The organism is Fontisubflavum oceani, assembly GCF_030407165.1.
Classification (GTDB): domain Bacteria; phylum Pseudomonadota; class Alphaproteobacteria; order Rhodobacterales; family Rhodobacteraceae; genus Rhodophyticola; species Rhodophyticola oceani.
In genome coordinates this window covers 1,184,431-1,209,302 of sequence record NZ_CP129111.1, presented here as the reverse complement: position 1 = coordinate 1,209,302, position 24,872 = coordinate 1,184,431, and the positions used below count along the sequence as shown (strand labels likewise).

24 protein-coding genes, 1 tRNA gene, 2 pseudogenes and 1 riboswitch are annotated in these 24,872 nt (G+C 60.7%); of the genes and pseudogenes, 12 read left to right on the top strand and 15 right to left on the bottom strand.

What is annotated here, in order from left to right; translation table 11 throughout:
* The first annotated feature begins 7 nt into the window (after positions 1 to 7).
* The 7 genes and pseudogenes from ade to QTA57_RS06110 all read left to right on the top strand — a co-directional run bounded on the left by ade (position 8) and on the right by QTA57_RS06110 (position 6,775).
* The gene (gene ade, locus QTA57_RS06140) at positions 8 to 1,807 is read left to right on the top strand and encodes an adenine deaminase (RefSeq protein ID WP_290154128.1); all 1,800 of its coding nucleotides are present in this window, start codon (positions 8 to 10) and stop codon (positions 1,805 to 1,807) included.
* Positions 1,804 to 3,288, top strand: coding sequence for an AMP nucleosidase (locus QTA57_RS06135; RefSeq protein WP_290154127.1), 1,485 nt, complete (start codon positions 1,804 to 1,806; stop codon positions 3,286 to 3,288). Before ade ends, QTA57_RS06135 begins: the two co-directional genes overlap by 4 nt.
* 132 nt (positions 3,289 to 3,420) lie before the next feature.
* Positions 3,421 to 3,711 (top strand): HU family DNA-binding protein, encoded by a 291-nt coding sequence (locus tag QTA57_RS06130; RefSeq protein ID WP_145214352.1) that lies wholly within the window; start codon positions 3,421 to 3,423, stop codon positions 3,709 to 3,711.
* 203 nt (positions 3,712 to 3,914) lie between these two features.
* A pseudogene (locus QTA57_RS06125) lies at positions 3,915 to 4,639 on the top strand (SDR family oxidoreductase).
* Between the two features lie 81 nt (positions 4,640 to 4,720).
* Positions 4,721 to 5,590 (top strand): DMT family transporter, encoded by an 870-nt coding sequence (locus QTA57_RS06120; protein WP_290154126.1) that lies wholly within the window; start codon positions 4,721 to 4,723, stop codon positions 5,588 to 5,590.
* Positions 5,591 to 5,647: 57 nt separating this feature from the next.
* Positions 5,648 to 6,361: a cytochrome c biogenesis CcdA family protein gene (locus QTA57_RS06115; protein ID WP_290154125.1), complete on the top strand. Its 714-nt coding sequence runs from the start codon at positions 5,648 to 5,650 to the stop codon at positions 6,359 to 6,361.
* 12 nt (positions 6,362 to 6,373) lie between these two features.
* The gene (locus tag QTA57_RS06110) at positions 6,374 to 6,775 is read left to right on the top strand and encodes a thioredoxin family protein (protein ID WP_290154124.1); all 402 of its coding nucleotides are present in this window, start codon (positions 6,374 to 6,376) and stop codon (positions 6,773 to 6,775) included.
* On the opposite strand, the gene QTA57_RS06105 is transcribed toward QTA57_RS06110, so the two are convergent.
* Complete coding sequence (locus QTA57_RS06105; RefSeq protein ID WP_290154123.1) at positions 6,772 to 7,494, bottom strand: hypothetical protein; 723 nt, start codon at positions 7,492 to 7,494, stop codon at positions 6,772 to 6,774. The genes QTA57_RS06110 and QTA57_RS06105 overlap by 4 nt on opposite strands.
* Positions 7,495 to 7,789: 295 nt before the next feature.
* Positions 7,790 to 8,890 carry a chorismate synthase gene (gene aroC, locus QTA57_RS06100; RefSeq protein WP_290154122.1) on the bottom strand — a complete coding sequence of 367 codons (1,101 nt, stop codon included), beginning with the start codon at positions 8,888 to 8,890 and terminating at the stop codon, positions 7,790 to 7,792.
* A gap of 161 nt (positions 8,891 to 9,051) precedes the next feature.
* Positions 9,052 to 9,152, top strand: a riboswitch (TPP riboswitch).
* 38 nt (positions 9,153 to 9,190) lie between these two features.
* On the opposite strand from aroC, the gene thiB reads away from it, so the two are divergent.
* The 3 genes from thiB to QTA57_RS06085 are packed head-to-tail and all read left to right on the top strand — an operon-like array spanning position 9,191 to position 12,391.
* On the top strand, positions 9,191 to 10,177 hold the full coding sequence (gene thiB / locus QTA57_RS06095) for a thiamine ABC transporter substrate binding subunit (protein ID WP_290154121.1): 987 nt from the start codon (positions 9,191 to 9,193) through the stop codon (positions 10,175 to 10,177).
* Positions 10,153 to 11,715, top strand: a complete 1,563-nt coding sequence (locus tag QTA57_RS06090) for a thiamine/thiamine pyrophosphate ABC transporter permease ThiP (RefSeq protein WP_290154120.1) — start codon at positions 10,153 to 10,155, stop codon at positions 11,713 to 11,715. Before thiB ends, QTA57_RS06090 begins: the two co-directional genes overlap by 25 nt.
* A complete protein-coding gene (locus tag QTA57_RS06085; protein WP_290154119.1) occupies positions 11,702 to 12,391 on the top strand; it encodes a thiamine ABC transporter ATP-binding protein in 690 nt (229 codons plus the stop codon). The genes QTA57_RS06090 and QTA57_RS06085 overlap by 14 nt, the downstream gene beginning before the upstream one ends.
* 51 nt (positions 12,392 to 12,442) lie before the next feature.
* On the opposite strand, the gene QTA57_RS06080 is transcribed toward QTA57_RS06085, so the two are convergent.
* From QTA57_RS06080 to petA, 3 genes are read right to left on the bottom strand one after another with little or no spacing between them, the layout of a single operon-like run.
* Positions 12,443 to 13,246, bottom strand: a complete 804-nt coding sequence (locus tag QTA57_RS06080; RefSeq protein WP_290154118.1) for a cytochrome c1 — start codon at positions 13,244 to 13,246, stop codon at positions 12,443 to 12,445.
* 18 nt (positions 13,247 to 13,264) lie between these two features.
* Positions 13,265 to 14,617, bottom strand: coding sequence for a cytochrome b (locus tag QTA57_RS06075; protein ID WP_171560114.1), 1,353 nt, complete (start codon positions 14,615 to 14,617; stop codon positions 13,265 to 13,267).
* 14 nt (positions 14,618 to 14,631) lie between these two features.
* Positions 14,632 to 15,213: a ubiquinol-cytochrome c reductase iron-sulfur subunit gene (gene petA / locus QTA57_RS06070; RefSeq protein WP_145214323.1), complete on the bottom strand. Its 582-nt coding sequence runs from the start codon at positions 15,211 to 15,213 to the stop codon at positions 14,632 to 14,634.
* 203 nt (positions 15,214 to 15,416) lie between these two features.
* Here petA and QTA57_RS06065 point away from each other — a divergent pair, with 203 nt between their 5' ends.
* Entirely contained in the window at positions 15,417 to 16,934 is a 1,518-nt protein-coding gene (locus tag QTA57_RS06065; RefSeq protein ID WP_290154117.1) for a malonate--CoA ligase, read from the top strand.
* On the opposite strand, the gene QTA57_RS06060 is transcribed toward QTA57_RS06065, so the two are convergent.
* The 7 genes and pseudogenes from QTA57_RS06060 to dapF all read right to left on the bottom strand — a co-directional run bounded on the left by QTA57_RS06060 (position 16,931) and on the right by dapF (position 21,725).
* Positions 16,931 to 17,356 (bottom strand): GNAT family N-acetyltransferase, encoded by a 426-nt coding sequence (locus QTA57_RS06060; protein ID WP_290154116.1) that lies wholly within the window; start codon positions 17,354 to 17,356, stop codon positions 16,931 to 16,933. The genes QTA57_RS06065 and QTA57_RS06060 overlap by 4 nt on opposite strands.
* Positions 17,353 to 17,958, bottom strand: a complete 606-nt coding sequence (locus QTA57_RS06055; RefSeq protein WP_290154805.1) for a glutathione S-transferase — start codon at positions 17,956 to 17,958, stop codon at positions 17,353 to 17,355. The genes QTA57_RS06060 and QTA57_RS06055 overlap by 4 nt, the downstream gene beginning before the upstream one ends.
* Positions 17,958 to 18,239: a hypothetical protein gene (locus tag QTA57_RS06050; protein WP_290154115.1), complete on the bottom strand. Its 282-nt coding sequence runs from the start codon at positions 18,237 to 18,239 to the stop codon at positions 17,958 to 17,960. Before QTA57_RS06050 ends, QTA57_RS06055 begins: the two co-directional genes overlap by 1 nt.
* A 54-nt stretch (positions 18,240 to 18,293) precedes the next feature.
* Positions 18,294 to 18,920 carry an FMN-binding negative transcriptional regulator gene (locus tag QTA57_RS06045; RefSeq protein WP_290154114.1) on the bottom strand — a complete coding sequence of 209 codons (627 nt, stop codon included), beginning with the start codon at positions 18,918 to 18,920 and terminating at the stop codon, positions 18,294 to 18,296.
* 67 nt (positions 18,921 to 18,987) lie between these two features.
* On the bottom strand, positions 18,988 to 19,620 hold the full coding sequence (locus QTA57_RS06040; RefSeq protein WP_290154113.1) for a glutathione S-transferase: 633 nt from the start codon (positions 19,618 to 19,620) through the stop codon (positions 18,988 to 18,990).
* 4 nt (positions 19,621 to 19,624) lie between these two features.
* Positions 19,625 to 20,887 (bottom strand): tRNA (N(6)-L-threonylcarbamoyladenosine(37)-C(2))-methylthiotransferase MtaB, encoded by a 1,263-nt coding sequence (gene mtaB / locus QTA57_RS06035; protein ID WP_290154112.1) that lies wholly within the window; start codon positions 20,885 to 20,887, stop codon positions 19,625 to 19,627.
* A pseudogene (dapF, locus tag QTA57_RS06030) lies at positions 20,887 to 21,725 on the bottom strand (diaminopimelate epimerase). Before dapF ends, mtaB begins: the two are co-directional and overlap by 1 nt.
* A 101-nt stretch (positions 21,726 to 21,826) precedes the next feature.
* On the opposite strand from dapF, the gene QTA57_RS06025 reads away from it, so the two are divergent.
* A tRNA-Lys gene (locus QTA57_RS06025) sits at positions 21,827 to 21,902 on the top strand.
* A gap of 713 nt (positions 21,903 to 22,615) precedes the next feature.
* Here QTA57_RS06025 and QTA57_RS06020 read toward each other — a convergent pair.
* From QTA57_RS06020 to comD, 3 genes are read right to left on the bottom strand one after another with little or no spacing between them, the layout of a single operon-like run.
* Positions 22,616 to 23,743: an alpha-hydroxy acid oxidase gene (locus QTA57_RS06020; protein ID WP_290154111.1), complete on the bottom strand. Its 1,128-nt coding sequence runs from the start codon at positions 23,741 to 23,743 to the stop codon at positions 22,616 to 22,618.
* 1 nt (position 23,744) lies between these two features.
* Entirely contained in the window at positions 23,745 to 24,299 is a 555-nt protein-coding gene (comE, locus tag QTA57_RS06015; RefSeq protein WP_290154110.1) for a sulfopyruvate decarboxylase subunit beta, read from the bottom strand.
* Entirely contained in the window at positions 24,296 to 24,802 is a 507-nt protein-coding gene (comD, locus tag QTA57_RS06010; RefSeq protein ID WP_145214292.1) for a sulfopyruvate decarboxylase subunit alpha, read from the bottom strand. Before comD ends, comE begins: the two co-directional genes overlap by 4 nt.
* Positions 24,803 to 24,872 lie beyond the last annotated feature (70 nt).

Genomic DNA, 24,872 nt, shown 5'->3' with positions numbered 1-24,872 from the left:
CTGCGCCATGGAAATGCTGAAGACTTGGGCCGACTGCGCCGCTGATCTGATCGCCGTCGCCGCCGGTCGAAAACCCGCAGATTTGGTGTTGAGAAACGCCCGCCTGGTGAATGTGCAAAGCCGCGAAGTGCTCGATGGCTGGGATGTGGCCGTGGCCTGTGGCCGCTTCGCTTATGTCGGCCCTGATGCGGAACACACCATCGGACCTGACACGCAGGTCGTTGATCTCCAAGGGCAATATCTGATCCCCGGTCTTTGCGACGGACACATGCATATTGAGTCGGGCATGTTGACACCGGCGGAGTTCGCCCGCGCCGTCATCCCGCATGGCACCACAACCATGTTCACCGACCCGCATGAAATCGCGAATGTGTTTGGCCTGCGCGGTGTGAAGCTGATGCATGACGAAGCGATGCTGCAGCCGGTGAATATCTATACGCAAATGCCGTCCTGCGCCCCCTCTGCACCTGGTTTGGAGACCACCGGTTTCGAGATCGGCCCCGAAGATGTGGCGGAGGCGATGACTTGGCCCGGCATCATCGGGTTGGGCGAGATGATGAACTTCCCGGGCGTGGTTGCGGGTGACGACATGTTGCTGGCCGAAATGGCGGCGACCGCGCGGACCGGCAAGGTGATCGGCGGGCATTATGCCTCCCCCGATCTCGGGCCCGATTTCCACGCCTATGCAGCCGGTGGCCCGGCGGATGATCACGAAGGCGTGGCCGAAGACGACGCGATTGCGCGCGTGCGCCAAGGGATGCGGGCGATGCTGCGGCTTGGCTCGGCCTGGTATGACGTGGAAAAACAGATCACTGCGGTCACAGAACGTGGGCTCGACCCACGCAATTTCATTCTCTGTACCGACGATTGCCATTCCGGCACATTGGTCAATGAGGGCCATATGAACCGGGTCTTGCGCCACGCAATCGAATGCGGCTGTGACCCGCTGATCGCGCTGCAAATGGCCACGATCAACACCGCGACCCACTTCGGGCTCGAGCGCGAATTGGGCTCCATCGCGCCAGGTCGGCGGGCCGATATGATCGTGACTTCCGATCTGCGCAACCTGCCGATTGAGACGGTTTACGCCCGTGGTCAGAAGGTTGCGGAAAACGGCACCTGCCTCGTCGATTGCCCGCATCTGGACTGGCCCGCCGACACCCGCGCCTCGGTCCACCTTGGCAAAGAGATCACTGCCGCGGACTTCGAGATCGCCGCACCCGACGGGGCCAATCAGGTGAAAGCTAAGGTCATTGGCGTGGTGGAGAACCAAGCCCCGACCCAAGCGCTCACCGCTGATTTGACGGTACGTGACGGGATCGTCGAAGGCCAAGGCCCGGTCTGCCAGATTGCCCTGGTTGAGCGGCACAAAGGCACCGGCGGCGTGGTCAATGGCTTCGTTTCCGGCTTCGATTACAAAGGCCAGATGGCGATTGCCTCCACGGTCGCCCATGACAGCCACCATATGATTGTCGTCGGCACAGACCGGGAGAACATGGCGAAGGCTGTGATGCGGCTGGCAGAGATCGGCGGCGGGGTCAGCGTCTTCAAAGATGGCGAGGAACTGGCGCTTGTGGAACTGCCCATCGCAGGTCTGATGAGTGATGACTTTGCGTCCCGTGTGGCCGATAAAGCGCAAAACATGGTCGAGGCGATGGCCGCCTGTGGCTGTACGCTCAACAATGCCTATATGCAGCATTCGCTGCTGGCGCTCCCTGTGATCCCGGAACTGCGTATTTCCGATCTCGGCCTGGTGGATGTCACCCGGTTTGAGCTCACCGAATTATTTGAAAAGGATAGCCTATGACCGCCCCGACACTGCATCTTCCGGTGGATACCCCCGCCGATGCGGGCGCGAAAAGCTTCACCGATGCGGCCGAGGCCGTTGCCTATCTGCAAGAGCTCTATGAGGGCGCAACCGGATTTCTCAGCAAGCATTTCGCCGAAGTGATCCTGGGCGAGATGCCCGACAAACGCTTCCGCGCCTTCTACCCCGAGATCCGGATCACAACGACCAGTTTTGGCCAGATCGACAGCCGCCTGTCCTTTGGCCACGTGTCGGAACCCGGGACCTACGCCACCACGGTCACCCGCCCCGATCTGTTCGAAAACTACCTCACGCAGCAGATCGCTTTGTTGCTCGAAAACCATCAAGTGCCGGTGACAATCGGCCCGTCGATCACGCCGATCCCCGTGCATTTTGCAGTTCTTGGCGATGCCGAAATGCAGGTGCCGCAGGATGGCGCATTGGCATTCCCGCTGCGCGATGTGTTCGACGTGCCCGATCTGGGCACCACCAATGATGAGATCGTCAACGGGTTTGGCTATCACAACGAAGATGGCTCCGGCGCGTTGGCGCCCTTCACGGCACAGCGGATCGACTACTCCCTGGCGCGTCTGGCGCATTACACGGCCACCGCCCCCGAGCATTTTCAGAACCATGTGCTCTTCACCAACTACCAGTTCTATGTCGAAGAGTTCGTCGCCTTCGGCCGCGCCGCGCTCCGGGACCCCAAGAGCGGCTACACGGCCCTGGTTGGCCCCGGAAATGATGTGATCACCGACCCGGAACAGCCGCTGAATACGCCGCTGAAACTGCCGCAAATGCCAACCTATCACCTGACGCGCGAGGGCGGCGGCGGCATCACTTTGGTTAACATCGGCGTTGGCCCGTCGAACGCCAAAACTGCGACCGATCATATCGCCGTTCTGCGCCCGCATGTCTGGCTGATGGTCGGCCATTGCGCGGGGCTGAGAAACTCGCAGAGTCTGGGCGATTTCGTCCTCGCTCATGCCTATCTGCGCGAGGATCACGTGCTTGATGACGATCTGCCGGTTTGGGTGCCGATTCCGGCGCTGGCCGAGGTGCAAATCGCGCTTGAAGACGCGGTGGCGGATGTGAGTGATGTGGAGGGCTATGACCTGAAGCGGATCATGCGGACCGGCACGGTTGCCACCATCGACAATCGCAATTGGGAGCTGCGCGACCATAGCGGCCCGGTGCAGCGCTTGAGCCAATCGCGCGCCATCGCGCTCGATATGGAAAGCGCCACGATTGCGGCGAATGGGTTCCGATTCCGTGTGCCCTACGGCACGCTGCTTTGCGTTTCTGACAAGCCGCTTCATGGCGAGTTGAAGCTGCCCGGGATGGCCAGCGCCTTCTACAAAACCCAAGTTTCACGGCATCTTTTGATCGGAATCCGGGCGATGGAGAAGCTCCGCGAGATGCCTCTGGAGCGTTTGCATTCTCGCAAATTGCGGTCATTTGAAGAGACTGCCTTCCTCTGAATCGGCAAAAAAGCCCGTTTTTCGGGCTGAAATTGCAGAATTCGGTACACTAAGCGTTGTGTGTTCCTACAATATTCGGGTAGTTTTGCCGCAACGAGCCCTAGGGTTCGGGCAGTATAGGAGAATAAGACCATGGCACAGAAACCCATGACCAAGACCCAACTGGTTGCCGCACTGGCCGATGAGATGGGCAGCGACAAGAAAGCCGCAGGCGCGGCGCTGGACGCGATTGCCAATGTGATCACCAAAGAGGTGTCCAATGGCGGTGCCGCCACCATCCCCGGTGTTGGCAAAGTCTATTGCCGCGAGCGGCCCGCACGTATGGTGCGCAACCCCGCCACCGGCGAGCAGATCCACAAAGACGCCGACAAAGTGGTCAAGGTGACCATTGCCAAGGCTCTGAAGGACAGCGTGAACGGCTAACCGCCGACGTTTGAAAAGATCAAGGAGGGTCGCCGATGAGGCGGCCCTTTTTCATTCCCGATGTTCCGTTTCTTGCGCCTAGTGCGACCATGTATATGAGTCTCGCAAGAACCGGGTCGAGCCACCCAAAGCGCGCTGCCATAGCCCCCTGATCATTCACCCTTCAGGAGGCTTTCATGCAGCTCGAAAACAAAACCATCCTCATCACTGGTGCCAGCAGCGGGATCGGCAAAGCCGCCGCGCATCTCTTCGCTCGTCAGGGTGCGCGACTCGTCCTGGGGCGCGGCGCGCGCCAGAACTGTCAGAGATCGCCGATGAGATTTGTAAAATCGGCGGCAAAGCCATCCCGCTGGCCGGCGATGTGACCGATGAAAGCTATGCTCAGGCCCTCGTAAGCTTGGCGCAATCTGAATTTGGCGGGCTCGATGGTGCATTTAACAACGCGGGCCTGATGGGCGAGATGGGTCCGGTTGCCAAGATGGCGACGGCCACGTGGCACACGGTTCTCAACACCAATCTGACGAGCGCGTTTTTCGCCGCCAGGGCCCAGATCCCGGCCTTGCAATCGCAGAGCGGCACGATTCTTTTCACCTCTTCCTTCGTTGGGGTCAGCAATGGCGGAATGCCGGGGATGGCCGCTTATGCCGCCTCGAAGGCCGGATTGATCGGGTTGGTCAAGACGCTCGCCATGGAACACGGACCCGAGGGCATCCGCATCAACGCCCTTCTTCCAGGTGGCACGCGCACGCCGATGGCGGGCGATGACCCGGACGGTCATGCCGTCGTCGCAAGACTACACCCCCTCAGACGTCTGGCCGAACCGGAGGAAATCGCTGCAACGGCCGCTTTTCTGCTCTCCGATGACGCCTCGTTCATTACAGGCGCCCCCATCTTGGCCGATGGGGGTGTGTCGACCCAACTCCTCTGATCTCGGGACGCGTTGCATCTCCGGGGCAAATCGGAAAGGGTCGCCACATCAGGCGGCCCTTTTCACGAGACAGATCATAAGATGGACATACGCGCGATCCTGCTTGGGCTGAGCTTTGCCATCATCTGGTCTTCGGCCTTCACCTCGGCGCGGATCATCGTTGAGGCCGCCCCGCCCCTGACCGCGCTTGTGCTGCGCTACGCGCTTTCCGGCGCGGTCGGGGTCGCAATCGCATTTTGGCTTGGGCAGAACTGGCGGATCACACGCGGGCAGTGGCGCGCCGTGCTCATCTTTGGCGTCTGCCAGAATGCCATCTATCTGGGGCTGAATTTCGTTGCCATGCAGTGGATCGAGGCCTCGCTCGCCGCGATTATCGCCTCAACCATGCCGCTGATGGTCGCCGCCGCCAACTGGATCGTGTTCCGCGAACGCCTGCCGATTATGGGCGTCTTGGGCCTTGGGGCTGGGTTCGGCGGCGTGGCATTGATCATGGGCGACCGGCTGACAATCGGCGCCGATGGCCTTGGCATTGCCCTTTGCTTGATCGGCGCGGCGGCCCTGACCGTCGCAACGCTGGCAGTGCGCAGCGCCTCCTCGGATGGCAAGAACCTGTTGATGATCGTGGCCCTGCAAATCCTGGTTGGCGGCCTGGCCCTTTTGCCCTTCGCTGTTGCGCTGGAACCGTGGGACGTCACCTGGTCCTGGCAATTGATCGCGGCGTTCCTTTACACCAGCTTCGTGCCTGGCCTTTTGGCGACATGGATCTGGTTCGTCTTGGTGGGCCGCATCGGTCCGACCCGCGCGGCGACCTTCCACTTTCTCAACCCGTTTTTCGGCGTCGCCATCGCCGCGCTTTTGCTCAGCGAGCGGTTGACCCTGGCCGATGTGATCGGCGTGGTGATCATCGCGGGCGGCATCCTAGCCGTACAATTGGCCCGTCAGCGATCGTAACACGGCCTCACGCAAAGGTTGGGTGACTTTCGCCACCACCTGTCGCAGATCAGGTTTATGGAGTTTGTCTTCGCCTTTGGCGCCGGCCTGCTGACGCTGATCAACCCTTGCGTTTTGCCGGTTTTGCCCATCGTCCTGGCCAGCGCGCTGCAAGCCAGCCGTTGGGGGCCTGTGGCTTTGGCCGCAGGTATGGGGCTGACCTTTGTTGGGCTGGGCCTTGCTGTCACGGCCGCTGGTCATCTGATCGGGTTGACCGTCGAGACTGTGGCGCGGGCTGGTGCTGTGATGATGATCCTCTTTGGCCTCGTCCTGCTGGTCCCGCGCTTTTCCGAGGGATTCGCGACCGCCACCGCCGGGTTTTCCGCCCGCGCCGATGCCGGGATGGATCAGATCGACCGCCAAGGCTGGCAAGGTCAGTTTCTGGGCGGCATGTTACTGGGCGCGGTTTGGTCGCCTTGCGTCGGGCCGACCCTTGGCGGGGCGATTTCTATGGCCAGCCAGGGCGAGAGCCTCCTTCGCGCTGGCGTCATCATGCTGGCCTTTGCCTTCGGGATCGGGGCTGTGATCGTGGCACTTGGCTATGGCGCCCGCTCGGTCCTGCAAAGACGCCAAGCGCTGATGCGCCGTATCGCGACCAGTGCCAAACCCGTTCTGGGCGCGGTGTTTCTCTTTGTCGGCGTCGCGATCCTGATGCGCTGGCATTACATGGCCGAGGCTTGGCTTTTGGATATTCTACCGATTTGGCTGCAAGACCTATCGGTCGCTTTGTGAAGGAGAACGATGATGAACCGTCGAGAATTGTTGATCATGGCGGCAGCATCCGCGGTGATGCTCCCCAGCTTGGGCCACGCCACCACCTTGAATTACACACCTGGTCTTGCCCAAGAACGCCTCGCCGCCGGGGAGACAGTGCTGTTGGACTTCGCGGCCCATTGGTGCACCACCTGCCGCGCGCAGGAACGGGTGATCGGCCAATTGCGCGGCGACAATCCGGCATATGAAGATGCGATCACATTCATCCGGGTCGATTGGGATCAATATAGCGGCGCGGAAATTACCCAACGCCTTGCAGTGCCTCGCCGGTCAACGCTCATCCTGTTGCGCGGGGATGAAGAACTTGGCCGGATCGTCGCAGGCACCCGTACCGCCGATATTCAAGCTTTGCTGGATTTGGCGCTGACCTAACGCGGGGCGTCCGTCGAGATAATTTGAACATTATCGACAGCCCAACTGGCGGTTTCGATCCCGCCCGTGAGGGTGGACCCGAAGCCGATCCTGAGAATTTCGCCTGGGGTTTCTGCCGTGATCCGCACGTGAACCGTTTGGTCTTCTGTCGCAGGCCCACCATTGGTGAAGCCGCGGTGGCGGCTTGAGGTCTGGTCCACTGTCATCTCGACGTCGACGCGCGCAAGCTCTTCCACATACAGCATTTGATCTGCCATCAAATCTGGCCGGGTTGAAAAACTGCGCCGTGTGACGGGCGTGCCATTGATGAAGACGACGATCTCCTCCAACGCCCAATCATCGATCGCGTGAAGATCAAAGCTAATCACCACATGCGACCGCGCAGGATCGATTTCATAGGTCCGGGACACGGCTTCTTCGCCACCGGTGCCGCCAAAGCGACCAAGTATCCCACCGAACCCAACAGCGCTCTCATCGGTCGTCCCGCCGATCCACCCCGGGGCGCCACGCGCAAAATCCTCCGATGAGATCAAGCGATCTGCCTTGGTGAGGATTGAGACGCCTTCCAAGCGTAATCCCATCGCTGGACCGGTCTCACCAAACCCAGATTTGATGAAGGCCCCCGAAGCCAAACCCAAAGCGATCAGCGCGGCGATGGTCAAAGACCAGTCAACCGAAACGGACCGAATGCGCCAAGCAAGGCCGCTGAAAAACGACATAAGACATCCTTTAAATTTCCCCAATTTCGACGTTTTTCGTCGAATTATGGCAGAAAAAAGGCAGCTTGGTGAAGCTTTCGAAGCACTGTCTCCGAATTGGAAACCGTCCGCTATTCGCACGCGAACTGTTCCGATTCAGACAGGGAATGACGCGTTTTTGATCAGACCGAACCTCAAGTCGCCCCTAAATGGGCACCAGAATCGGCTCGCCTGATTTCGCTACAATACCTTGTTTTTCAGTGGAATTGTTGACTTGAAACGAGGACAGTCCGGATCACGCGGCGTCGGTTTTGGATCAGCCGATGGGTCCGACCGTTGTGCCGACCTGTCCACGATGAAGCAACAAATGGTCCAAAACCACGCAGGCCACCATCGCTTCACCCACCGGAACAGCTCTGATTCCGACACATGGGTCGTGCCGTCCTTTTGTCACAATCTCCACCGCCTCGCCCGATTTGGTGATGGTCTTTCTGGGCGTCAAAATGCTCGATGTCGGCTTCACCGCGAAACGAACGATCACATCCTGACCGGTGGAAATTCCACCTAGAATACCGCCTGCATGATTGGAGCTATAGACCGGACCATTGTCGCCCATGCTGATCTCATCTGCATTCTCGCTCCCGGTAAGGGCCGCGGCCGCCATGCCATCGCCAATCTCGACGCCTTTGACGGCATTAATCGACATGCAAGCGGCGGCAAGATCGGTATCAAGCTTGCCATAGATCGGCGCGCCCAACCCTGCAGGGAGGCCCGAGGCGACAACTTCGATCACAGCGCCCACGCTATCTCCCGATTTACGAAGCCCGTCGAGATATCCGGCCCATTCTTCAGCGGCCATCGCGTCGGGCGTCCAAAACGGGTTCTTCTCGATCTCCGCCAGGTCAACCCGCGACCGATCAATCTGATGCGGTCCCATCTGCACCATATAGCCGGTGATTTTGACGCCGGGCATCAAGGCATCCAACGCCGCCCGTGCCACGCCGGCCGCCGCCACACGCGCCGCGGTTTCCCGTGCCGAAGACCGGCCACCGCCGCGGGGGTCGCGGATCCCGTATTTCTGCCAATAGGTGATATCCGCATGCCCAGGCCGGAACTTCTCGGCGATATCACCATAGTCCTTCGAGCGCTGATCGGTATTGCGGATCATCAACTGGATCGGCGTGCCGGTGGTTTTCCCTTCATAGACGCCAGAGAGGATTTCCACCTCATCGGCCTCGCGCCGCTGCGTGGTGTATTTGTTCTGGCCGGGTTTCCGCCGGTCGAGCCAGTTCTGCAACCCGGCGGCGTCAATCGGCACGCCCGGCGGGCAGCCATCCACCGTCGCGCCAAGCGCGGGACCGTGGCTTTCACCCCAGGTGGTGACGCGGAAGAGATGGCCGAATGTATTAAATGACATGGACCGCAGCCTTTCTATGGTTCGGGCGGGTTAGCCCGATCCTGCGCGATTGCCAAGGCTTGTCATCAGGCGGGCCATGAGCGCTCATTTTGTTTAGCATTAAACTATTTTCTAGAAACCCACAATTTACCTTGCAGCCCGTCGGCTCACCAGATAGGCCTAACCCTACCTCGGGGTGGTCCATTGGACCTGAGATGCATGATGCGGACCCGTAGAACCTGACCCGGTTAAGACCGGCGGAGGGAAGGTAAAAGACCAACGGTCTCAGCCTCACTTCGCCCGTCGCAATGGAGGCGTGAGATGAGACACACCATCATGGCAACGGCGTTTTCCCTGATCGCAGCATCGGCTGCGGCGGACACACCCGTTTTGTCGATTTATACCTATGACAGCTTTGTGGCCGATTGGGGCCCTGGCCCGCAGATCGAGGCGGCCTTTGAAGAAACCTGCGAATGTGACCTACAGTTCACCGGCGCGGGTGATGGCGCGGCGCTTTTGGCCCGCATCCGGCTTGAGGGTGCAAATTCCGATGCCGATATCATCTTGGGCCTCGATACCAACCTGACCCATGCGGCGACCGAGACCGGCCTTTTTGCGCCACACGGTGTCGCCGATCCAGCCCTGACGTTGCCCGTCGCTTGGGACGATGAGACCTTCCTGCCCTTCGATTGGGGTTATTTCGCTTTCGTCCACAACACCGACATGGCCGATGTCCCGAGCAGCTTTGCCGAATTGGCGGAGAGTGACGCACGCATCGTCATCCAAGACCCGCGATCCTCGACCCCGGGTCTCGGCCTGCTGATGTGGGTCACCGCTGCCCACGGTGACGAGGCAGATACGATCTGGGAAGGTTTGGCTGATAATATCGTCACCGTCACCCCCGGCTGGTCGGCGGCCTATGACCTGTTCCTGGAAGGAGAGGCCGATATGGTCCTCTCCTACACCACCTCACCCGCCTATCACCTTATCGCGGAGGAAGACCCAAGTAAGGCCGCCGCCGCGTTCGATGAAGGGCATTACATGCAGATCGAAGTGGCTGGCATGCTCGCCAACAGCGATCAGCCCGAGCTGGCGCGGCAGTTTCTCGCCTTCATGCTCACCGAAGGTTTCCAAAATGTCATCCCGACCACCAATTGGATGTATCCTGCGGCACTCGCACCCGAGGCCTTGCCCGATGGGTTCGACACTTTGATCAGCCCCAACCAGGCCCTGCTTCTGGCCCCAGAAGAGGCCGCCGCCCTCCGCGCATCGGCCCTGGACATATGGCTGAACGCGCTCAGCCAGTAACTGGCCTGCAAAGCCTAGGGGCCGGGATCGCCACATTGGTGGCCCTGGCCCTTTTGGCGCCGCTTGTCGCCGTCGCGCTGCGGGCAGAGGCCGCCTCGGCCCTTAACAGTTCCGATTGGGCCGCGATCCGCTTCACAATCCTGCAAGCGCTTCTCTCAGCGGTCCTCAGCGTGGCGCTCGCGATCCCCGTGGCTCGCGCGCTAGCGCGCCGCCGCTTCCTGGGCCGCCGCGTCTTGATCACGCTCATGGGCGCGCCATTTCTTCTCCCAGTGATTGTCGCGGTGTTCGGCCTGCTCGCGGTCTTTGGCCGAAACGGCTGGATCAGCCAAGCGCTTGGCGCCTTCGGCTTGCCGCCTCTGGAAATCTACGGCCTCCACGGCGTCGTTCTGGCCCATGTTTTCTTCAACTTGCCCCTGGCAACACGGCTGTTCCTACAAGGCTGGCAAGCCATCCCGTCGGAACGGGTCCGCTTGGCGGCGTCGCTCGGCTTCACACCGCGCGATATCTGGCGCCACTTCGAGATGCCGATGTTGCGCGCCATGGCCCCGGGTACCTTCCTGGTGATCTTCCTGATCTGCACCACCAGTTTCGCCGTCGCCCTCACCCTTGGCGGTGGTCCGCGTGCCACAACGGTGGAGCTCGCGATCTACCAAGCCTTTCGCTTCGACTTTGATCTCAGTCGTGCCGCGATGCTCGGAGCCGTCCAGGTCCTGATCTGCGCTAGCGCCGCGATCCTAGCCTTTCGCTTCGCGGTGCCCCGTGTTTTAGGCAGCGGGCTGGATCGGCCCGCAATGCAGTGGGAGGCCTTTGCCGAACGCGCCAGGGTTGCCGATGCCGCCTTTCTGACCATCGCCGCTTTGTTCTTGATCCTGCCGATGGCCGCGCTGGTAGCCAAAGGTCTACCGGCGATTTGGGGCCTGCCGCTATCCGTCTGGCAAGCCGCGCTTCGCTCGATCCTGCTGGCCGTTAGCTCCGCCATGCTGGCTTTACTCGTGGCTTTGCCCATGGCGGCGGTGATGGCCCGCAGGCACCAAACCGGGCTTGAGCTGATCGGCACACTTAGCATCGCCATTTCACCACTTGTGCTCGGCACGGGTCTGTTCCTGATCTTGCAGCCTATTGCGAACCCGGTCGCTCTGGCGCTGCCTGTCACGGGGTTGGTCAACGCCCTGATGAGCCTACCGTTCCTTCTCCGCGCGCTCACCCCCGCCTTCGCAGAGGCAGAAGCCACGCAAGGGCGACTCGCGGACGCTCTAGGCCTGCAAGGGATGCACCGGCTTCGGCATGCGATCTTGCCGCGCCTCCGCGCGCCGCTTGGATTCGGCGCGGGCCTGGCCGCTGCCCTTTCGATGGGCGATCTGGGTGTCATCGCCCTCTTTTCCTCGCCTGCGCAGGGCACCTTGCCGCTGGAGATGTACCGCCTGATGGGCTCGTACCGCACCGATGATGCCCAAGGCGCGGCCCTTCTGTTGCTGTTTCTGAGCCTCGGGCTGTTCTGGATCTGTGATCGTGGAGGCCGTGGCCGTGTTGGAGCTTAAAGATCTCACCGTTCAGGCGGGTGACTTCACCCTTTCCGCCGATCTCACCCTTGCTGCCGGGCAGCGGCTCGCGGTCATCGGCGCATCCGGTAGCGGGAAATCGACCCTTTTGAACGTCATCGCCGGGTTTCTCCTGCCCGATAGCGGTCAGGTCATCATCGACGGGGTGGATCGCAGCCGGGCCAAGGTCGCAGAGCGCCCGCTCAGCATCCTCTTCCAAGACGGCAATTTGTTCCCGCATCTGAGCGTTTTTGACAACGTGGCCTTGGGCCTCCGGAGCAATCTGCGGCTGACGGATGCCGAGCGTACGCGCGTGGAGAACAACCTCATTCAGACAGGGATGGGCGGCATGGGTGCCCGGATGCCTGCCTCGCTCTCTGGTGGGCAGCAATCCCGCGTGGCGCTTGCGCGGATGCTGGTGCGCGATACGCCTCTCGCGCTGATGGATGAGCCGTTTTCAGCCCTCGACCCTGGGCTGCGGCGTGAGATGCTGGATCTGGTGACGCAGCTTTGCGATGGGACAGGGCTGACCCTCGTTTTGGTCACCCATGACCTGCGCGAGGCCGCTGCCCTCTGCACCGATCTATGTCTCTTGGAAGACGGTCGGATCACAACGCAGGGCCCGATCAAGACACTGCTTGATGATCCGCCAGCTGCCCTGACACCCTGGCTCTAACGAAAAACGCGCCCCGGAGGGCGCGTTTTCCAGATTGATTTCGGTGATGCGTTATTCCGCAGGCGTCCCAGATTTGGCGCGTGCCTTGACCGGCGCCCAGATACGCTTGTTGGTCAGGTACAACAGCACTGTCAGGAAGCTGAGAATAATGATCGCGGTGAAGCCCATGTTCTTGCGCGCCATCATCTGCGGTTCGGCCGTCCACATCAGGAAAGCGGCGACATCCAGAGCCATCTGCTCTTCGGTCGCAACGGTGCCATCGTTGTACTCAACGGCCCCTTCCCAGAGCGGCGGCGCCATCGAGATCAGACCGCCAGAGAAGGTCTCGTTTTCGTAGAAAATCGTCCCGGCCTGCTCAACCTCTTCACCGGTGTAATAGAGCAGGAGCGACGTGATGTATTCCGCACCACCGATCCCTCGGAAGAGCTGGTTCAAGCCCAACCCATAGGGCCCATGGAACCCGGCGCGAGCTTTGGCCATCAGGCTCAAATCAGGTGCCGTCTCCAGGTTCGAGCCCGGGAAATTGTCGTTCGGCGTGGCCGCGCGCCAATCATCCAAATCGGGGTCGAACACCTCGAAGAATTCGGCATAGGCCCGCACTTGGTCCTCAGGCATGCCGAGGCCGTTTTCATCCGACAGGGTGCGGATCGGCACATATTGCAGCCCGTGGCAGGCGGCGCAGACCTCGGTATAGACCTGCAGTCCGCGTTGCAGTTGGTTCTGGTCATAGGTTCCGAACGGCCCCTCGAAAGAGAAGCTGTAATCGGTCACATGACCATCGCCGCCGGCCGCCATCGCCCCTCCGGTCGAAAGGGCCAGCGCGGTCAGGGTGCTTAGAGCAAGGTTCCTGAACATGTCAGTATTGTCCTTTCTTCACTCAGCCGGGTTCGAAACAGGAGCGGACGCGCCGCCTTTGCCTGCCTCGGGGCCGTAATGGGCGTTGAAGTCGTCTTCGATGGTCTCGGGTTGTGGCAGCGGTTTCTCGATCACGCCGAGGATTGGCAAGACGACCAAGAAATACGCGAACCAGACAGCAGAGCCGATCAGCGCGATATAGGGGTAGATCCCTTCCGCCGGTCGCGCGCCCACCCACATCAACACGAAGAAGTTGACGATGAAGACCCAGAACCACCATTTGAACATGGGCCGGTAGCGACCCGAGCGGACCGAAGAGGTGTCCAGCCACGGCACCAGGGCCATAACCAGGATCGCACCAAACATCGCCAAGACGCCGAAGAACTTCGCGTCGATGATGCCGCCGGTGATCCAGCTTGTCGCGATCACGACCCAAACCTCGCCGTCGAAAGCGCGCAGGATCGCGTAGAACGGCAAGAAGTACCATTCGGGCACGATATGCGCCGGCGTGGCCAGCGGGTTGGCCTCGATATAGTTATCGGGGTGGCCCAGATAGTTCGGCATGAAGCCCACAACCGCGAAGAACGCCACCAGGATCGCCGCCAGGGCGAAGAGGTCCTTCATCACGAAATAGGGCCAGAAGGGCAGCGTATCCGCATCCGCCTCTTTCCGCGAGGTCCGGCGTACTTCAACACCGGTCGGGTTGTTGTTGCCCGTGGTATGGAACGCCCAGACATGCACGATCACCAGACCCAAGATCACGAAGGGCAGCAGGTAGTGCAGCGACAGGAAGCGGTTCAGCGTGGCGTTGTCCACCGATGGCCCGCCAAGCAGCCATGTCTGGATCGCATCGCCCACGAAGGGGATCGCGCCGAAGAGGCCGGTGATCACGGTCGCGCCCCAGAAGGACATCTGACCCCAGGGCAGAACGTAACCCATGAACGCGGTGCCCATCATCATCAGATAGATCAGCATACCGACGATCCAGGTGATCTCACGCGGGGCCTTGTACGACCCGTAATAAAGACCCCGGAAAATGTGCAGATAAACCGCGATGAAGAACAGCGATGCGCCGTTTTGGTGGATATAGCGCAGTGCCCATCCGCCGTTCACGTTGCGCATGATGTGCTCGACCGAGGCAAAGGCCAGGTCCACATGCGGCGTGTAATGCATCACCAGGATGATGCCGGTGATGATCTGCATCACCAAGCAGAACACCAGAACGATGCCCCAAATCCACATCCAATTGAGGTTCTTGGGGGTCGGGATCATCAATGTGTCATACATCAACGACACAATCGGCAGCCGCTTATGCAGCCACTTCTCGCCGTTGGATTTCGGTTCGTAATGGTCGTGGGGAATTCCAGACATGCGCGCGTTCCTCCTTAACCCAATAGGATTGTGGTTTCGTCCACGAAGGACGCGGTGGGGACCGGAAGGTTCTCCGGCGCGGGTCCACGACGAATGCGGCCCGACGTATCATAGTGAGAGCCGTGGCAGGGGCAGAACCACCCGCCAAAATCGCCAGCGCCATCACCAAGCGGAACGCAGCCCAGATGGGTGCAAACGCCCCACATCACCAGCCACTCGCCCGTGTTCTCGCCATCGCCGAAGGGCGCCAAGGCCCGGTTCTCGTCGGCGGCGTCCAACTCTTCGGCGGAGTTCGCGTTCCGTGCGATCGGATCCATCAGGTCGGAAATCTCGACCGCACGGGCCTCGTCGATCTCTTCTTGGCTCCGGTGGCGCACGAAAATCGGCTTACCCAGGAACAAAACCGTCAGCTGCGAGCCAACCGGCAAATCGCCGACATCCACGCGGAGTGTCGATGCGGCTTGCACATCGGCTGACGGGTTCATCTGGTTGATCAGTGGCCAAACAGCGGCACCAACCGTGACAGCACCCATACCCCCTGTTGCGTAGTACAGAAAGTCGCGGCGCGAGCTGGGATGATCTTCTGCGTGTGACACCGAGCACGTCTCCCTCATCATTGGTTCAGGATCTCTGAACCGTAAAATCCCTCAAGGCCGCGGAATCCCCCCGCAGCCGATCTCGGGCGTGTTTATGAAATGGAAGGGTAGGCGTCCAGTGGACAATCGCCCGCAGTCAGGCCGAAGTGTCGCAGGGAAAACTGCGCGATTTCCCGCGAAATACGATCCGAAGGGGTAATGTGATGGCGAATTGTCTTGTTGATGCGCTCTTGGCCGGCGCCGAAACCGCGCCCAAGACACCGTTTGCGACGGCGGCGGATGGCACGGTCTATGACCGCGTGGCGCTTGCGCTTGGGGCGCGGAAAATGGCGACTGCCCTGATTGATCAAGGCGTTCTGCCTGGGGATCGGGTCGCCGTTCAAGTTGGCAAAAGCCTTGCTTCGCTTAAGCTTTATCTTGGCACGGTCATGGCGGGTGGCGTCTTTCTACCGCTCAACACGGCCTATACAGCGGCCGAGGTCTCCTATTTTCTTGGCAATGCCACGCCCCGCGTGTTCGTCTGCGACCCGGCGCAGCAGGTAGGTCTGATTTCTGTCGCTGAAGCCGCCGGCACGCAGACCGTTCTCACCCTTGATGGTAAGGGCGAGGGCACACTGGCCGACGCGCAGTCACGGGCAGTCCCCTTAGAGCAGCCCATTCCACGCGACGCCGACGACCTGGCCGCGATTCTTTACACCTCGGGTACGACAGGCCGTTCCAAAGGCGCGATGCTCAGCCATCACGCGCTTCTGTCGAACAGCCAGACCCTGACCGACCTCTGGCGCTTCACCGAGAGGGATGTGCTGATCCACGCGCTGCCGATTTATCATACCCATGGGCTCTTCGTGGCAACCAATGTCGCACTGCTCTCCGGCGCATCGCTGGTCTTTCTGCCCGGGTTCGATGCGGATGCGATCTTGGAGGCGATGCCGCAGGCGACCGCGATGATGGGCGTGCCGACATTCTACACGCGCCTCCTCGCCGATCCGCGCCTGACACCTGACCGGGCGGCCAATATGCGCCTGTTCATCTCTGGCTCTGCTCCGTTGCTCGCCGAAACACATCGCGACTGGGAAGCGCGCACTGGGCACCGCATCCTCGAACGCTATGGGATGACGGAGACCAATATGAGCACCTCCAACCCTTATGAGGGGGAGCGGCGTCCGGGAACCGTGGGCTTTCCGCTGCCAGATGTGGCGTTGCGGATTATGGGCGAGGATGGGGTTGACGTTACCCCGGGCGAGATCGGAGTGATCGAGGTGCGTGGCCCCAATGTCTTCTCGGGTTATTGGCAGATGCCGGAAAAAACCGCCGAAGAGCTGCGCCCGGATGGGTGGTTCATTACCGGCGATCTCGGGCGGGTCGACGCCGAGGGGTATGTCACCATTGTCGGGCGCGCCAAGGATTTGATCATCTCGGGAGGTTTCAACGTCTATCCGAAAGAGGTCGAGAGCTTGATTGACGATCTTCCCGGTGTGTTGGAAAGCGCGGTGATCGGTGTGCCGCATCCGGATTTTGGCGAGGCTGTCATCGCCATTGTGGTGCCAGACGGCTCAGGGGCCGTGTCGAAAGACAGCATTCTAGCAGGCGTTGCCGATCAACTGGCGAAGTTCAAACGGCCCAAGGAGGTGTTCTTCCTCGACGCTTTGCCGCGCAACACGATGGGCAAGGTGCAAAAGGCCGCGCTTCGCGCCGACTATAGTGATCTGTTCAAAGCTTAAAGCGGGCGGGTCATATAACGGTGCATGATCCCCGCATCCTCAAATTCCGGCCCTTCGGCGGCGAAGCCAAGGCGCTCATAAAACGGGATCGCATAGATCTGCCCATCCAACGCGGCAGTTTTGAACCCCTCCGCAGTCAGGTCCTCCAGCACCGCTTGCATCAGCTGCATGCCCAGACCCGTCCCGCGATGCGACGAGAGAACCGCCACGCGCTGTATCTTCGCCACGCCATCGGTCAGCGGCAAGACCCGCGCGGTCCCCGCCGGGCCGGCCTCATCTTCGGCCAAGAAATGCAGGCATTGATCGTCCAGCCCGTCCCATTCCTCGGCAGCGGTCACGCCCTGCTCTCCCATGAAAACGGTCTGGCGCACCAAATGGCACCCGACCATCCCATCGGCATCCGCGACTCGGAAGATCCTCATGCCGCAGGCGGCATCGTCGACTGCATCGAGGGGCGTTTTGCGACTTTGCCATACCACGCCGCAAGACTATCCCGCCCGGCGCGCCAGTCCTTGTCGCCATGGCGGAAATCGAGATAGCTGAGCGCGCATCCAACCGCGAGTTGCCCCATATCAAGCGGCCCGTGGAGATGGCTCATCCAACGGCTCTCCAAGGCGTCCAATGCCCCAGTGACCTTGCCCCATTGCGCGTCGAGCCAGGGCTCGTACCAGAATTCTTCGGGCCGCACGCGCTTCTCATAGACCATGAGCACGGCTGCCTCCATGATCCCATCCGCCGTTGCCTCAAGCGTCAGCACATCCCAAAGCCGCTCTTCCGGGTAAAGGCCAGCTTGCGCCCGATGATCCAGAAACCGGGTGATGACCCGGCTGTCATAAAGCGCAGGGCCACCATCGCGCAGAAGCGCCGGGATTTTGCCAAGCGGATTGGCCGCCGCGGCTTCTGGCGCGGTGTTTACCGGCGTGGTGCTCACATCGATGATCTCCACATCATCCTGACCGGTCTCGGCCAAAACCACACGGCATTTCCGCACGAAAGGAGAGGGCGGCGAGCCCACAAGCTGCATCATTTCAAACGTCTCACTTTGATCCGGGCGAAGCCCGTTGCATCGATTTCCACCCCCGGCCCACGCCGACCAATCCGGTAGACGCGCCGCCAACGGGCACTCGCGTTCATCTGTTCGGGGTCGCGCCGGAGCGTCAAGCCCTCCGGTGTCTCATCCATCGCATCTTCCACCCGTTGGTCGCGGCGTCCGGGCAATGCATAACGACTTGCGGTATAAGCCAAAAGCGCCACCGCGCCATATCGAAGCGCTATCCCGGCAACCGGGGCAAGTTGGATCGGCATCGCGTCCTCCCACGCTGATCTGCTCCTAGAGATAGGAAGCCGCACGCGGCCTGTCTATTCCGGGTCGCTGATCGCCAGCATCAGGGCGGATAACAGCGCGGTCTCCTGACCGACAGGCGACATATTCATATGTGAAGCTGCTGCTTCGCGCATCTCATCAGTTTTGTTCTGGTTCAGCTTCCAGGTCCCAGTGACCTCGGCGACCTCAAAACGAAATGGCAAGATCATCCGCATCATCCGCTCAAGCGCATCTTTCGGCATCTTCTCCGCCTTCCAGGGCGCTTTCGGCGCTAGCCGGGTCTCGAAGCTCTCTGAAAGCCGGTCCAAATGGGCCCTCAGCGTTTCTGGCGGCGCGGGGCAGATCTGCCCTCGCAGATGCACCGCCACATAGTTCCAGGTCGGCACCTGCGCCGGATCGCCATACCAATCAGGGGATACATAACCATCGGGGCCCGTCACAGCGATCACCGCCGGTGTCGGCGCGGGCACCGCGCGGGCAATCGGGTTCGACCGGACCAGATGCAGCTCCGCTTGCGCGCCCGCCGCATCGATCACGAACGGCACATGCGAGATCAAGGGCGCCGGGTCGGCATTGATCGACAACACGCCGAAGCCGCGCTCGCGGGCAAAGGCCAAATTGCGGTCTCGGGGTTCGCCGCGAAAAGCTGGATTTGGATGCATCTGGCTGGTCTCCGGTTAGCGCCCTCTGACCATGCCCATCACCGCTCGATTGACAAGAGATACGACCTTAAGGAAACCGTGTCTCCGCATCGCCAGGCGCCCAGGGCGGGTGTTTTACCATCACGGCGGCCAGCCGATCAGAGATCAGAAACCGATCCAACCAACCGACAACGCTTTCCCCCGCTTCCGCGTCGAACCGCGCCTTATCGATCATCGCAAATTGCCGGACGAAGGGCAGGATTGCGAAATCCGCCAGTTTGGGCGCGACCCCAAACAGCCAATCTCGCCCGGCGATCTGCGCATCCAGCTTGGCAATGAACGTCATCGCCTTGGCGCGCTCCACCTCGGCATCCAATTCCGGGTGTCGGTTGACGTATTTCGTGTGATCAAGCGCAGCTTTGAACGGTCCATCCGCCTCGGCAATCAGCGCTTCGCTCATCTCAGCCATGTCCAGAAGCCTCTCCGGATCATTCTGGCCGAGCGCCCATCGCATCACGTCATAGCTTTCGTCGACGCTCTCGCCCGCAACCGTTACCAAACACGGCACCGTGGCCGAAGGCGATACGGCAAGAAACGCCTCCGGCTTATCCCGCAGCAGAATCTCGCGCAGCGTCACCTCGACCCGGGCGCTCGCAATCGCCAGGCGGGCGCGGATCGCATAGGGGCAGCGGCGGAAAGAATAGAGGATCGCGCGGGTCATGCGCCTAGGCCGTCAGCTGCGTGCCCGCCACGCCGGTGATCTCAGCGGTCACAATCTGGCTCTCGGGCTGATCGCGGGCGAACCCAACTTCGGTGAATTGCGCCGTGCGACCCATGCGGGGCGATTCCATCAAAATCTGATGGGTCTTGCCGATCTGCGCCCGCAGATGCGCTTGGACTTGCGCCTTACCAGCAGCGCGCAGTTTGGCGGCACGCTCCTTGATCGCGGCGCCATGAACCTGCGGCATCCGCGCGGCAGGCGTGCCCTGTCGCGGGGAATAGGGGAAGACGTGCAACCATGTCAGATCGCACTCTTCGACTAGGCGCAGCGAGTTTTCAAAATGCGCCTCAGTCTCGGTCGGGAACCCGGCGATGATATCCGCCCCATAGGTCATATCGGGCCGGAGCCGCCGTGCCTCTTCGCAGAACGCTATGGCATCATCGCGCAGATGACGGCGTTTCATCCGCTTCAGGATCAGGTCATCGCCATGCTGTAGGCTCAGATGCAGATGCGGCATCAGACGCGGCTCAGTCGCGATCGCCAACATCAGGTTCTCATCCACCTCGATGGAATCGATCGACGAAATCCGCAGGCGCGGCAAATCCGGCACCAGCTTGAGGATTCGCATTACCAGATCGCCCAGCTTCGGCTCAGACGGCAGATCGGCGCCCCAAGAGGTCAAATCGACTCCCGTCAAAACGACCTCGTTATAGCCGCGATCCACCAGGCGTTTGATCTGATCAACCACCACCCCGGCAGGGACGGAGCGCGAGTTGCCCCGGCCATAGGGAATGATGCAGAAGGTGCAGCGGTGGTCGCAGCCGTTTTGCACCTGCACATAGGCCCGGCTGCGCGTGCCGAAGCCATCGATCAGGTGACCAGCCGTTTCGGTGACGGACATGATGTCATCAACCTGCACCTTCTCGGTCGCGCCAATGAAGTTCGCACCGGCCAGGTTGCGCCAGGTTTCGGGCTGCATCTTCTCGGTATTGCCGATCACCCTGTCGACCTCACCCATCTGGGCAAAGGTCTCGGGCTCGGTCTGCGCCGCGCAGCCGGTCACGACCAGCGTCGCGTCCGGGTTCTCTCGCCGAAGCTTGCGGATCTCCTGCCGCGCCTTCCGCACGGCCTCGGCGGTCACGGCGCAAGTGTTGACGACCACCGTGTCGCCCAACCCTGCATTGGCCGAGAGTTCTTTCATCGCTTCGGTTTCATAGGCGTTCAGCCGACAACCAAGCGTATGGAAAACAGGCGCACGGCGGTCCATCAGGTGAAGCTCCTTAAGAAGGCATCGGTCAAGACGCCCGAGAACACATGCGCGCTCGGCCCGGTCATCCAGACCCCATCCTCGCGCCACTCGACCTCAATCTCGCCGCCATCCAGCGTCAACCGCACCTTGCGCCCAGTTAGCCCCCGCCGCGTGGCGGCCACGGCCACAGCGCAGGACGATGATCCCGAGGCTAGCGTGATGCCCGTGCCCCGCTCCCAAACCCGCATCCGTAGATGATCCGGCCCGATCACGTGGCAGAACTGGACATTGGTCCGTTCGGGGAACAACGGGTGATGCTCCATCTCCGCTCCACGGACTGCCAAATCCACTGCCTCAGCGTCTTCGACAAAAAACGTGCAATGCGGGTTGCCCATACCTGTGGCAACAGGATCGCCGTCGATCGGCAGATGGTCCGTTTCCATCGCCTCGGCTAGAGGATCTCACGCCAATCCATCTGCGGCTGGCCCATATTGACCGATGTCAGCCCGGTGCCCATGTCGCGGGCCTCCAGGAGGCCACGCTCTGTCTTCAGCGTCATCTCGGTTTTGCCCGAAACATCCATCTCATGGCGCGCGATACAGCGGGTGGCATTACCGCAGGCCGCAGACGGGGAGCCATCGGCGTTGAAAAACCTCAATGCCAGATCGGCCTCGTCATCGGGCGAGATGACAGCGAGTTGATCAAACCCAACCCCGCGATGCCGATCCGCCAGCGCACGCGCGAAAGGCGCGGTGATCTCCGCCTCGGCCACCCGCGCGTCGATCACCACGAAATCATTGCCGAGCCCATGCATTTTCATGAAGGGCAGGCCGGAAAGGGCAGCCGTGTCAGACATGGGACGGGCATATAGCGCCTCATTGACCACAATGAAATCCCCACGGGTCCGATTTCCGCTTGACGCCTCCGGCAGGCATTTATACTGAGACGTCCTCGAGTGGGCCCTTAGCTCAGTTGGTAGAGCAACTGACTTTTAATCAGTGGGTCGCAGGTTCGAATCCTGCAGGGCTCACCACTTCTTTTAATTTCTGGCGCCTCGTGACATTTGATCATTCGGGTCATGTTTTCGGTCATTCGCGCGATGCATGAAATAGGGATGTTGTCTGGCACCGGGATCAAGGCGCTCTCTAACGTATAGGCTTTGATGAGGGGTCGGCTGGCCAAGCTCATTGGTCAGAGGTAGGGCAGTGCTTCATGAAATCTACCGCCCGGGTGATCCGGTTGGCGACATTCTTTTTTTGCTAGCTGCCGCTTTTTGATGCTGTGGTCTTCGGCTGCGTCGGCCTGTTTCTGATCTCGCTTCGATGCCGTCACTATGTGAACTCGGCCTATCTGGAGCGGTCGGCTCAACCAGGTCGCGCAGTCGACCTTAAGAACGGAGTCGGACCTGGCGATGGGGTCGAGGTCATCTTTCGTCCCCGGCGGCGTCTAATGCGGTTGCGGCTTGGGCAAATTATAGCGGTGCGAATGCTGGCGCGATATAGGTGGTAATCGGAACGGTCATGATCTCATCCGCCATCACCATGGTTTTGATTTAGGCATACGAGGCTCTGCGCGGCCCGAGCAGCGCGCCGCCGGCACGCACTGGCTCCGCGACAGGGCTGAGGTGCTGAATATGGGTGCTCCTGCTGAACCGTTTCGACGCATTTTTCGCCTAGCTCAAAGTGATTCGGGTGGTCTTCGTTGAAACGCATGGCGGCGCGTTTGGTCGCTGGATTGAGACGCGCCTCAAATCGCCGCATCGTTGACCATGCTGTCCGCGAGTTGATCTGGCCGCAACGAGGTCGCGCCAATTTGCGCAAGGGTGATGCTCGTCTCATCACACAGAACTTCCCATAGCCGGTGCAGCCCCTCTTCACCGCCGGCTGCGATGGCGAATTGAAGGACGCGCCCGAGGAAGGTGAACATCGCGCCGCTGGCGTAGGCTTTCACCACATCTTCCCCGGATCGTAGGCCCGTGTCGAAGAAGAGCGGCATCTCTTTGCCGACGGCGGACCTGATCTCGGAGAGAACATTGATCGGGGCTGGCGCACTTTCGAGCTGCCGGGCGCCATGGCTTGAGACCTGTATGGCATCGACGCCTGCTTGCTGCAGAAGGACTGCGTCTTCGGTATCCAACACGCCTTTCACGACCAGATGGCCCGGCCACATATCGCGCAGTTTTGCCAACGTGTCCCAATCCGCGCGCGCGCGGCTTTCGGTTCGGTCGAAGGCGTAGCCAGGCATCTGAAAATTGGCCATCTCTGGCCGCCCTTTGACCAGCGTTGACAGCGACCATCGCGGATGCATCGCAAAATCGACGAACTGTTTCGGGCCGATCCGGAACGGCATGGTGAACCCGTGCCGCAACTCGCGCGGGCGGCGGCCGACTTCGGGGACATCGACCGTTAGGATGAGGGTGTCATAGCCTGCAGCCTTGGCCCGCTCGACGAGTTTGAATGTGCCCGTCCCGTCGCCGGTGAAATAGAGTTGAAACCACGCGTTGCCCTCGGCCGCCTCGATCAGCGGCTCCATCGCGGTTGACGCAACAGTTGACACGCCAAGTGGAACCTTCTCGCGGGCGGCCAGACGGGCCAGCATAAAATCCGCACCCGGCCCGGACAGATTGCAGAGCCCCATTGGGCTGATTCCAAACGGGGCATTGGTCTTTTTACCGAAAACCGAGACCGAGATATCCCGCGCGCTGACATCCCGCAGAATCCGAGGCCGAAGGGTCAGCGCGTCAAAAGCCGCCCGGTTGCGCGCGGCTCCGGTCTCCCGACCAGCCGCGCCATCAATGTAATCGAACACCATCCAAGGCAGACGCCGCCGCGCAAGACGGCGTGCGTCTTCACTAGAGTGAATGCTCGGTGGCATCCTAGCTTGCGACAGCCGACATGAAGCGATCACGAATGACGACAGGGTCCATCGTGATCACTGGCATCTTGGCGTTGCCACTGTCACATTTGACCACGATGATATGCATCTCTCCGCTCTCAAGGGCCTTTTGCAGAACAGCGCCGGTGTCTTTGTCCTGGCACTCGATCACATTCTCGCAACCACAGGCCTCAGCCACTTTGCTGAGCGAGGTTTTCTTGCCCGTGTAGGTCGGCTGATCGCCAGTTGAGCCATAGGAGCCGTTGTCGATGATCATCAGGATGAAATTGTCGGCCACGTTGTTCGCGATGGTCGGCAAGGTGCCCATATTGGTCAGGATCGAGCCGTCACCGTCGATCACGATCACCGGCTTGGGCTGCGCCAGGGCCAGGCCAAGCCCAATCGAAGACGCAAGCCCCATCGTTCCCAGCATGTAGAAATTCGTCGGTTGGTCATCGATGGCGTGCAGCTCTTGAGACGGGATGCCGATGTTACAGACAACAAGCTGGTCACGCAGGATCGGGGCGATCTCTCGCAGGATTTCGGAGCGGATCATTGGTCGCCATAGCCTCCCCAGAAGGACGCATCCGTCAGGATCGCCACAGGTTTGTTGCACATGAAGGTGTATTTCAGGATCGTGTCGAGCTCGTCGGCATCGCTTTCCGTGTGGAAATGATAGGTCGGGATATGCAGTTGGTTCAGCAGCGCCTTCGTATGCACGGCCATTTCCACCTGACAGGCCACCGGCTCGCGCAATTCGCCGCGATAGCTGATCAGCATGGGCAAGGGCATCCGGTAGTATTGGGTCAGCGTCACCAATGTGTTGATCGTCACACCGATGGCGGTGTTCTGCATGATGATGGCGGGGCGTTTGCCGCCCATATAGGCCCCGGCGCAGAGACCCATACCCTCATCCTCTTTGTTGGACGGGATGTGGTAAATCTCGGGCCGGGTGTCGACCTCATCAATCACACCGGCCAGTTGTTTGCAGGGCACGGTTGTGATGAAGGACACGTCATTGGCGACGAAATCATCAACAATCTTCTTTGAGATACTCACGGGCTGAAGGGCTCCTGTATTTGGCAACCGCTTGCCGGTTGCGGATGATGGTATGTGGCGTTTTCGGCGG

Bases quoted from the DNA above. Each gene is read 5' to 3' on its own strand.
- QTA57_RS06045 (WP_290154114.1), bottom strand. From the start codon at position 18,920: ATGCATCCAAATCCAGCTTTTCGCGGCGAACCCCGAGACCGCAATTTG.
- QTA57_RS06110 (WP_290154124.1), top strand. From the start codon at position 6,374: ATGAACCGTCGAGAATTGTTGATCATGGCGGCAGCATCCGCGGTGATG.
- QTA57_RS06020 (WP_290154111.1), bottom strand. From the start codon at position 23,743: ATGCCACCGAGCATTCACTCTAGTGAAGACGCACGCCGTCTTGCGCGG.
- QTA57_RS06065 (WP_290154117.1), top strand. From the start codon at position 15,417: ATGGCGAATTGTCTTGTTGATGCGCTCTTGGCCGGCGCCGAAACCGCG.
- QTA57_RS06040 (WP_290154113.1), bottom strand. From the start codon at position 19,620: ATGACCCGCGCGATCCTCTATTCTTTCCGCCGCTGCCCCTATGCGATC.
- QTA57_RS06050 (WP_290154115.1), bottom strand. From the start codon at position 18,239: ATGCCGATCCAACTTGCCCCGGTTGCCGGGATAGCGCTTCGATATGGC.
- mtaB (WP_290154112.1), bottom strand. From the start codon at position 20,887: ATGGACCGCCGTGCGCCTGTTTTCCATACGCTTGGTTGTCGGCTGAAC.
- QTA57_RS06080 (WP_290154118.1), bottom strand. From the start codon at position 13,246: ATGTTCAGGAACCTTGCTCTAAGCACCCTGACCGCGCTGGCCCTTTCG.
- QTA57_RS06075 (WP_171560114.1), bottom strand. From the start codon at position 14,617: ATGTCTGGAATTCCCCACGACCATTACGAACCGAAATCCAACGGCGAG.
- QTA57_RS06115 (WP_290154125.1), top strand. From the start codon at position 5,648: ATGGAGTTTGTCTTCGCCTTTGGCGCCGGCCTGCTGACGCTGATCAAC.
- QTA57_RS06130 (WP_145214352.1), top strand. From the start codon at position 3,421: ATGGCACAGAAACCCATGACCAAGACCCAACTGGTTGCCGCACTGGCC.
- thiB (WP_290154121.1), top strand. From the start codon at position 9,191: ATGAGACACACCATCATGGCAACGGCGTTTTCCCTGATCGCAGCATCG.
- comE (WP_290154110.1), bottom strand. From the start codon at position 24,299: ATGATCCGCTCCGAAATCCTGCGAGAGATCGCCCCGATCCTGCGTGAC.
- QTA57_RS06135 (WP_290154127.1), top strand. From the start codon at position 1,804: ATGACCGCCCCGACACTGCATCTTCCGGTGGATACCCCCGCCGATGCG.
- ade (WP_290154128.1), top strand. From the start codon at position 8: ATGGAAATGCTGAAGACTTGGGCCGACTGCGCCGCTGATCTGATCGCC.
- QTA57_RS06090 (WP_290154120.1), top strand. From the start codon at position 10,153: ATGGCTGAACGCGCTCAGCCAGTAACTGGCCTGCAAAGCCTAGGGGCC.
- QTA57_RS06120 (WP_290154126.1), top strand. From the start codon at position 4,721: ATGGACATACGCGCGATCCTGCTTGGGCTGAGCTTTGCCATCATCTGG.
- QTA57_RS06060 (WP_290154116.1), bottom strand. From the start codon at position 17,356: ATGAGGATCTTCCGAGTCGCGGATGCCGATGGGATGGTCGGGTGCCAT.
- QTA57_RS06055 (WP_290154805.1), bottom strand. From the start codon at position 17,958: ATGCAGCTTGTGGGCTCGCCGCCCTCTCCTTTCGTGCGGAAATGCCGT.
- aroC (WP_290154122.1), bottom strand. From the start codon at position 8,890: ATGTCATTTAATACATTCGGCCATCTCTTCCGCGTCACCACCTGGGGT.
- QTA57_RS06105 (WP_290154123.1), bottom strand. From the start codon at position 7,494: ATGTCGTTTTTCAGCGGCCTTGCTTGGCGCATTCGGTCCGTTTCGGTT.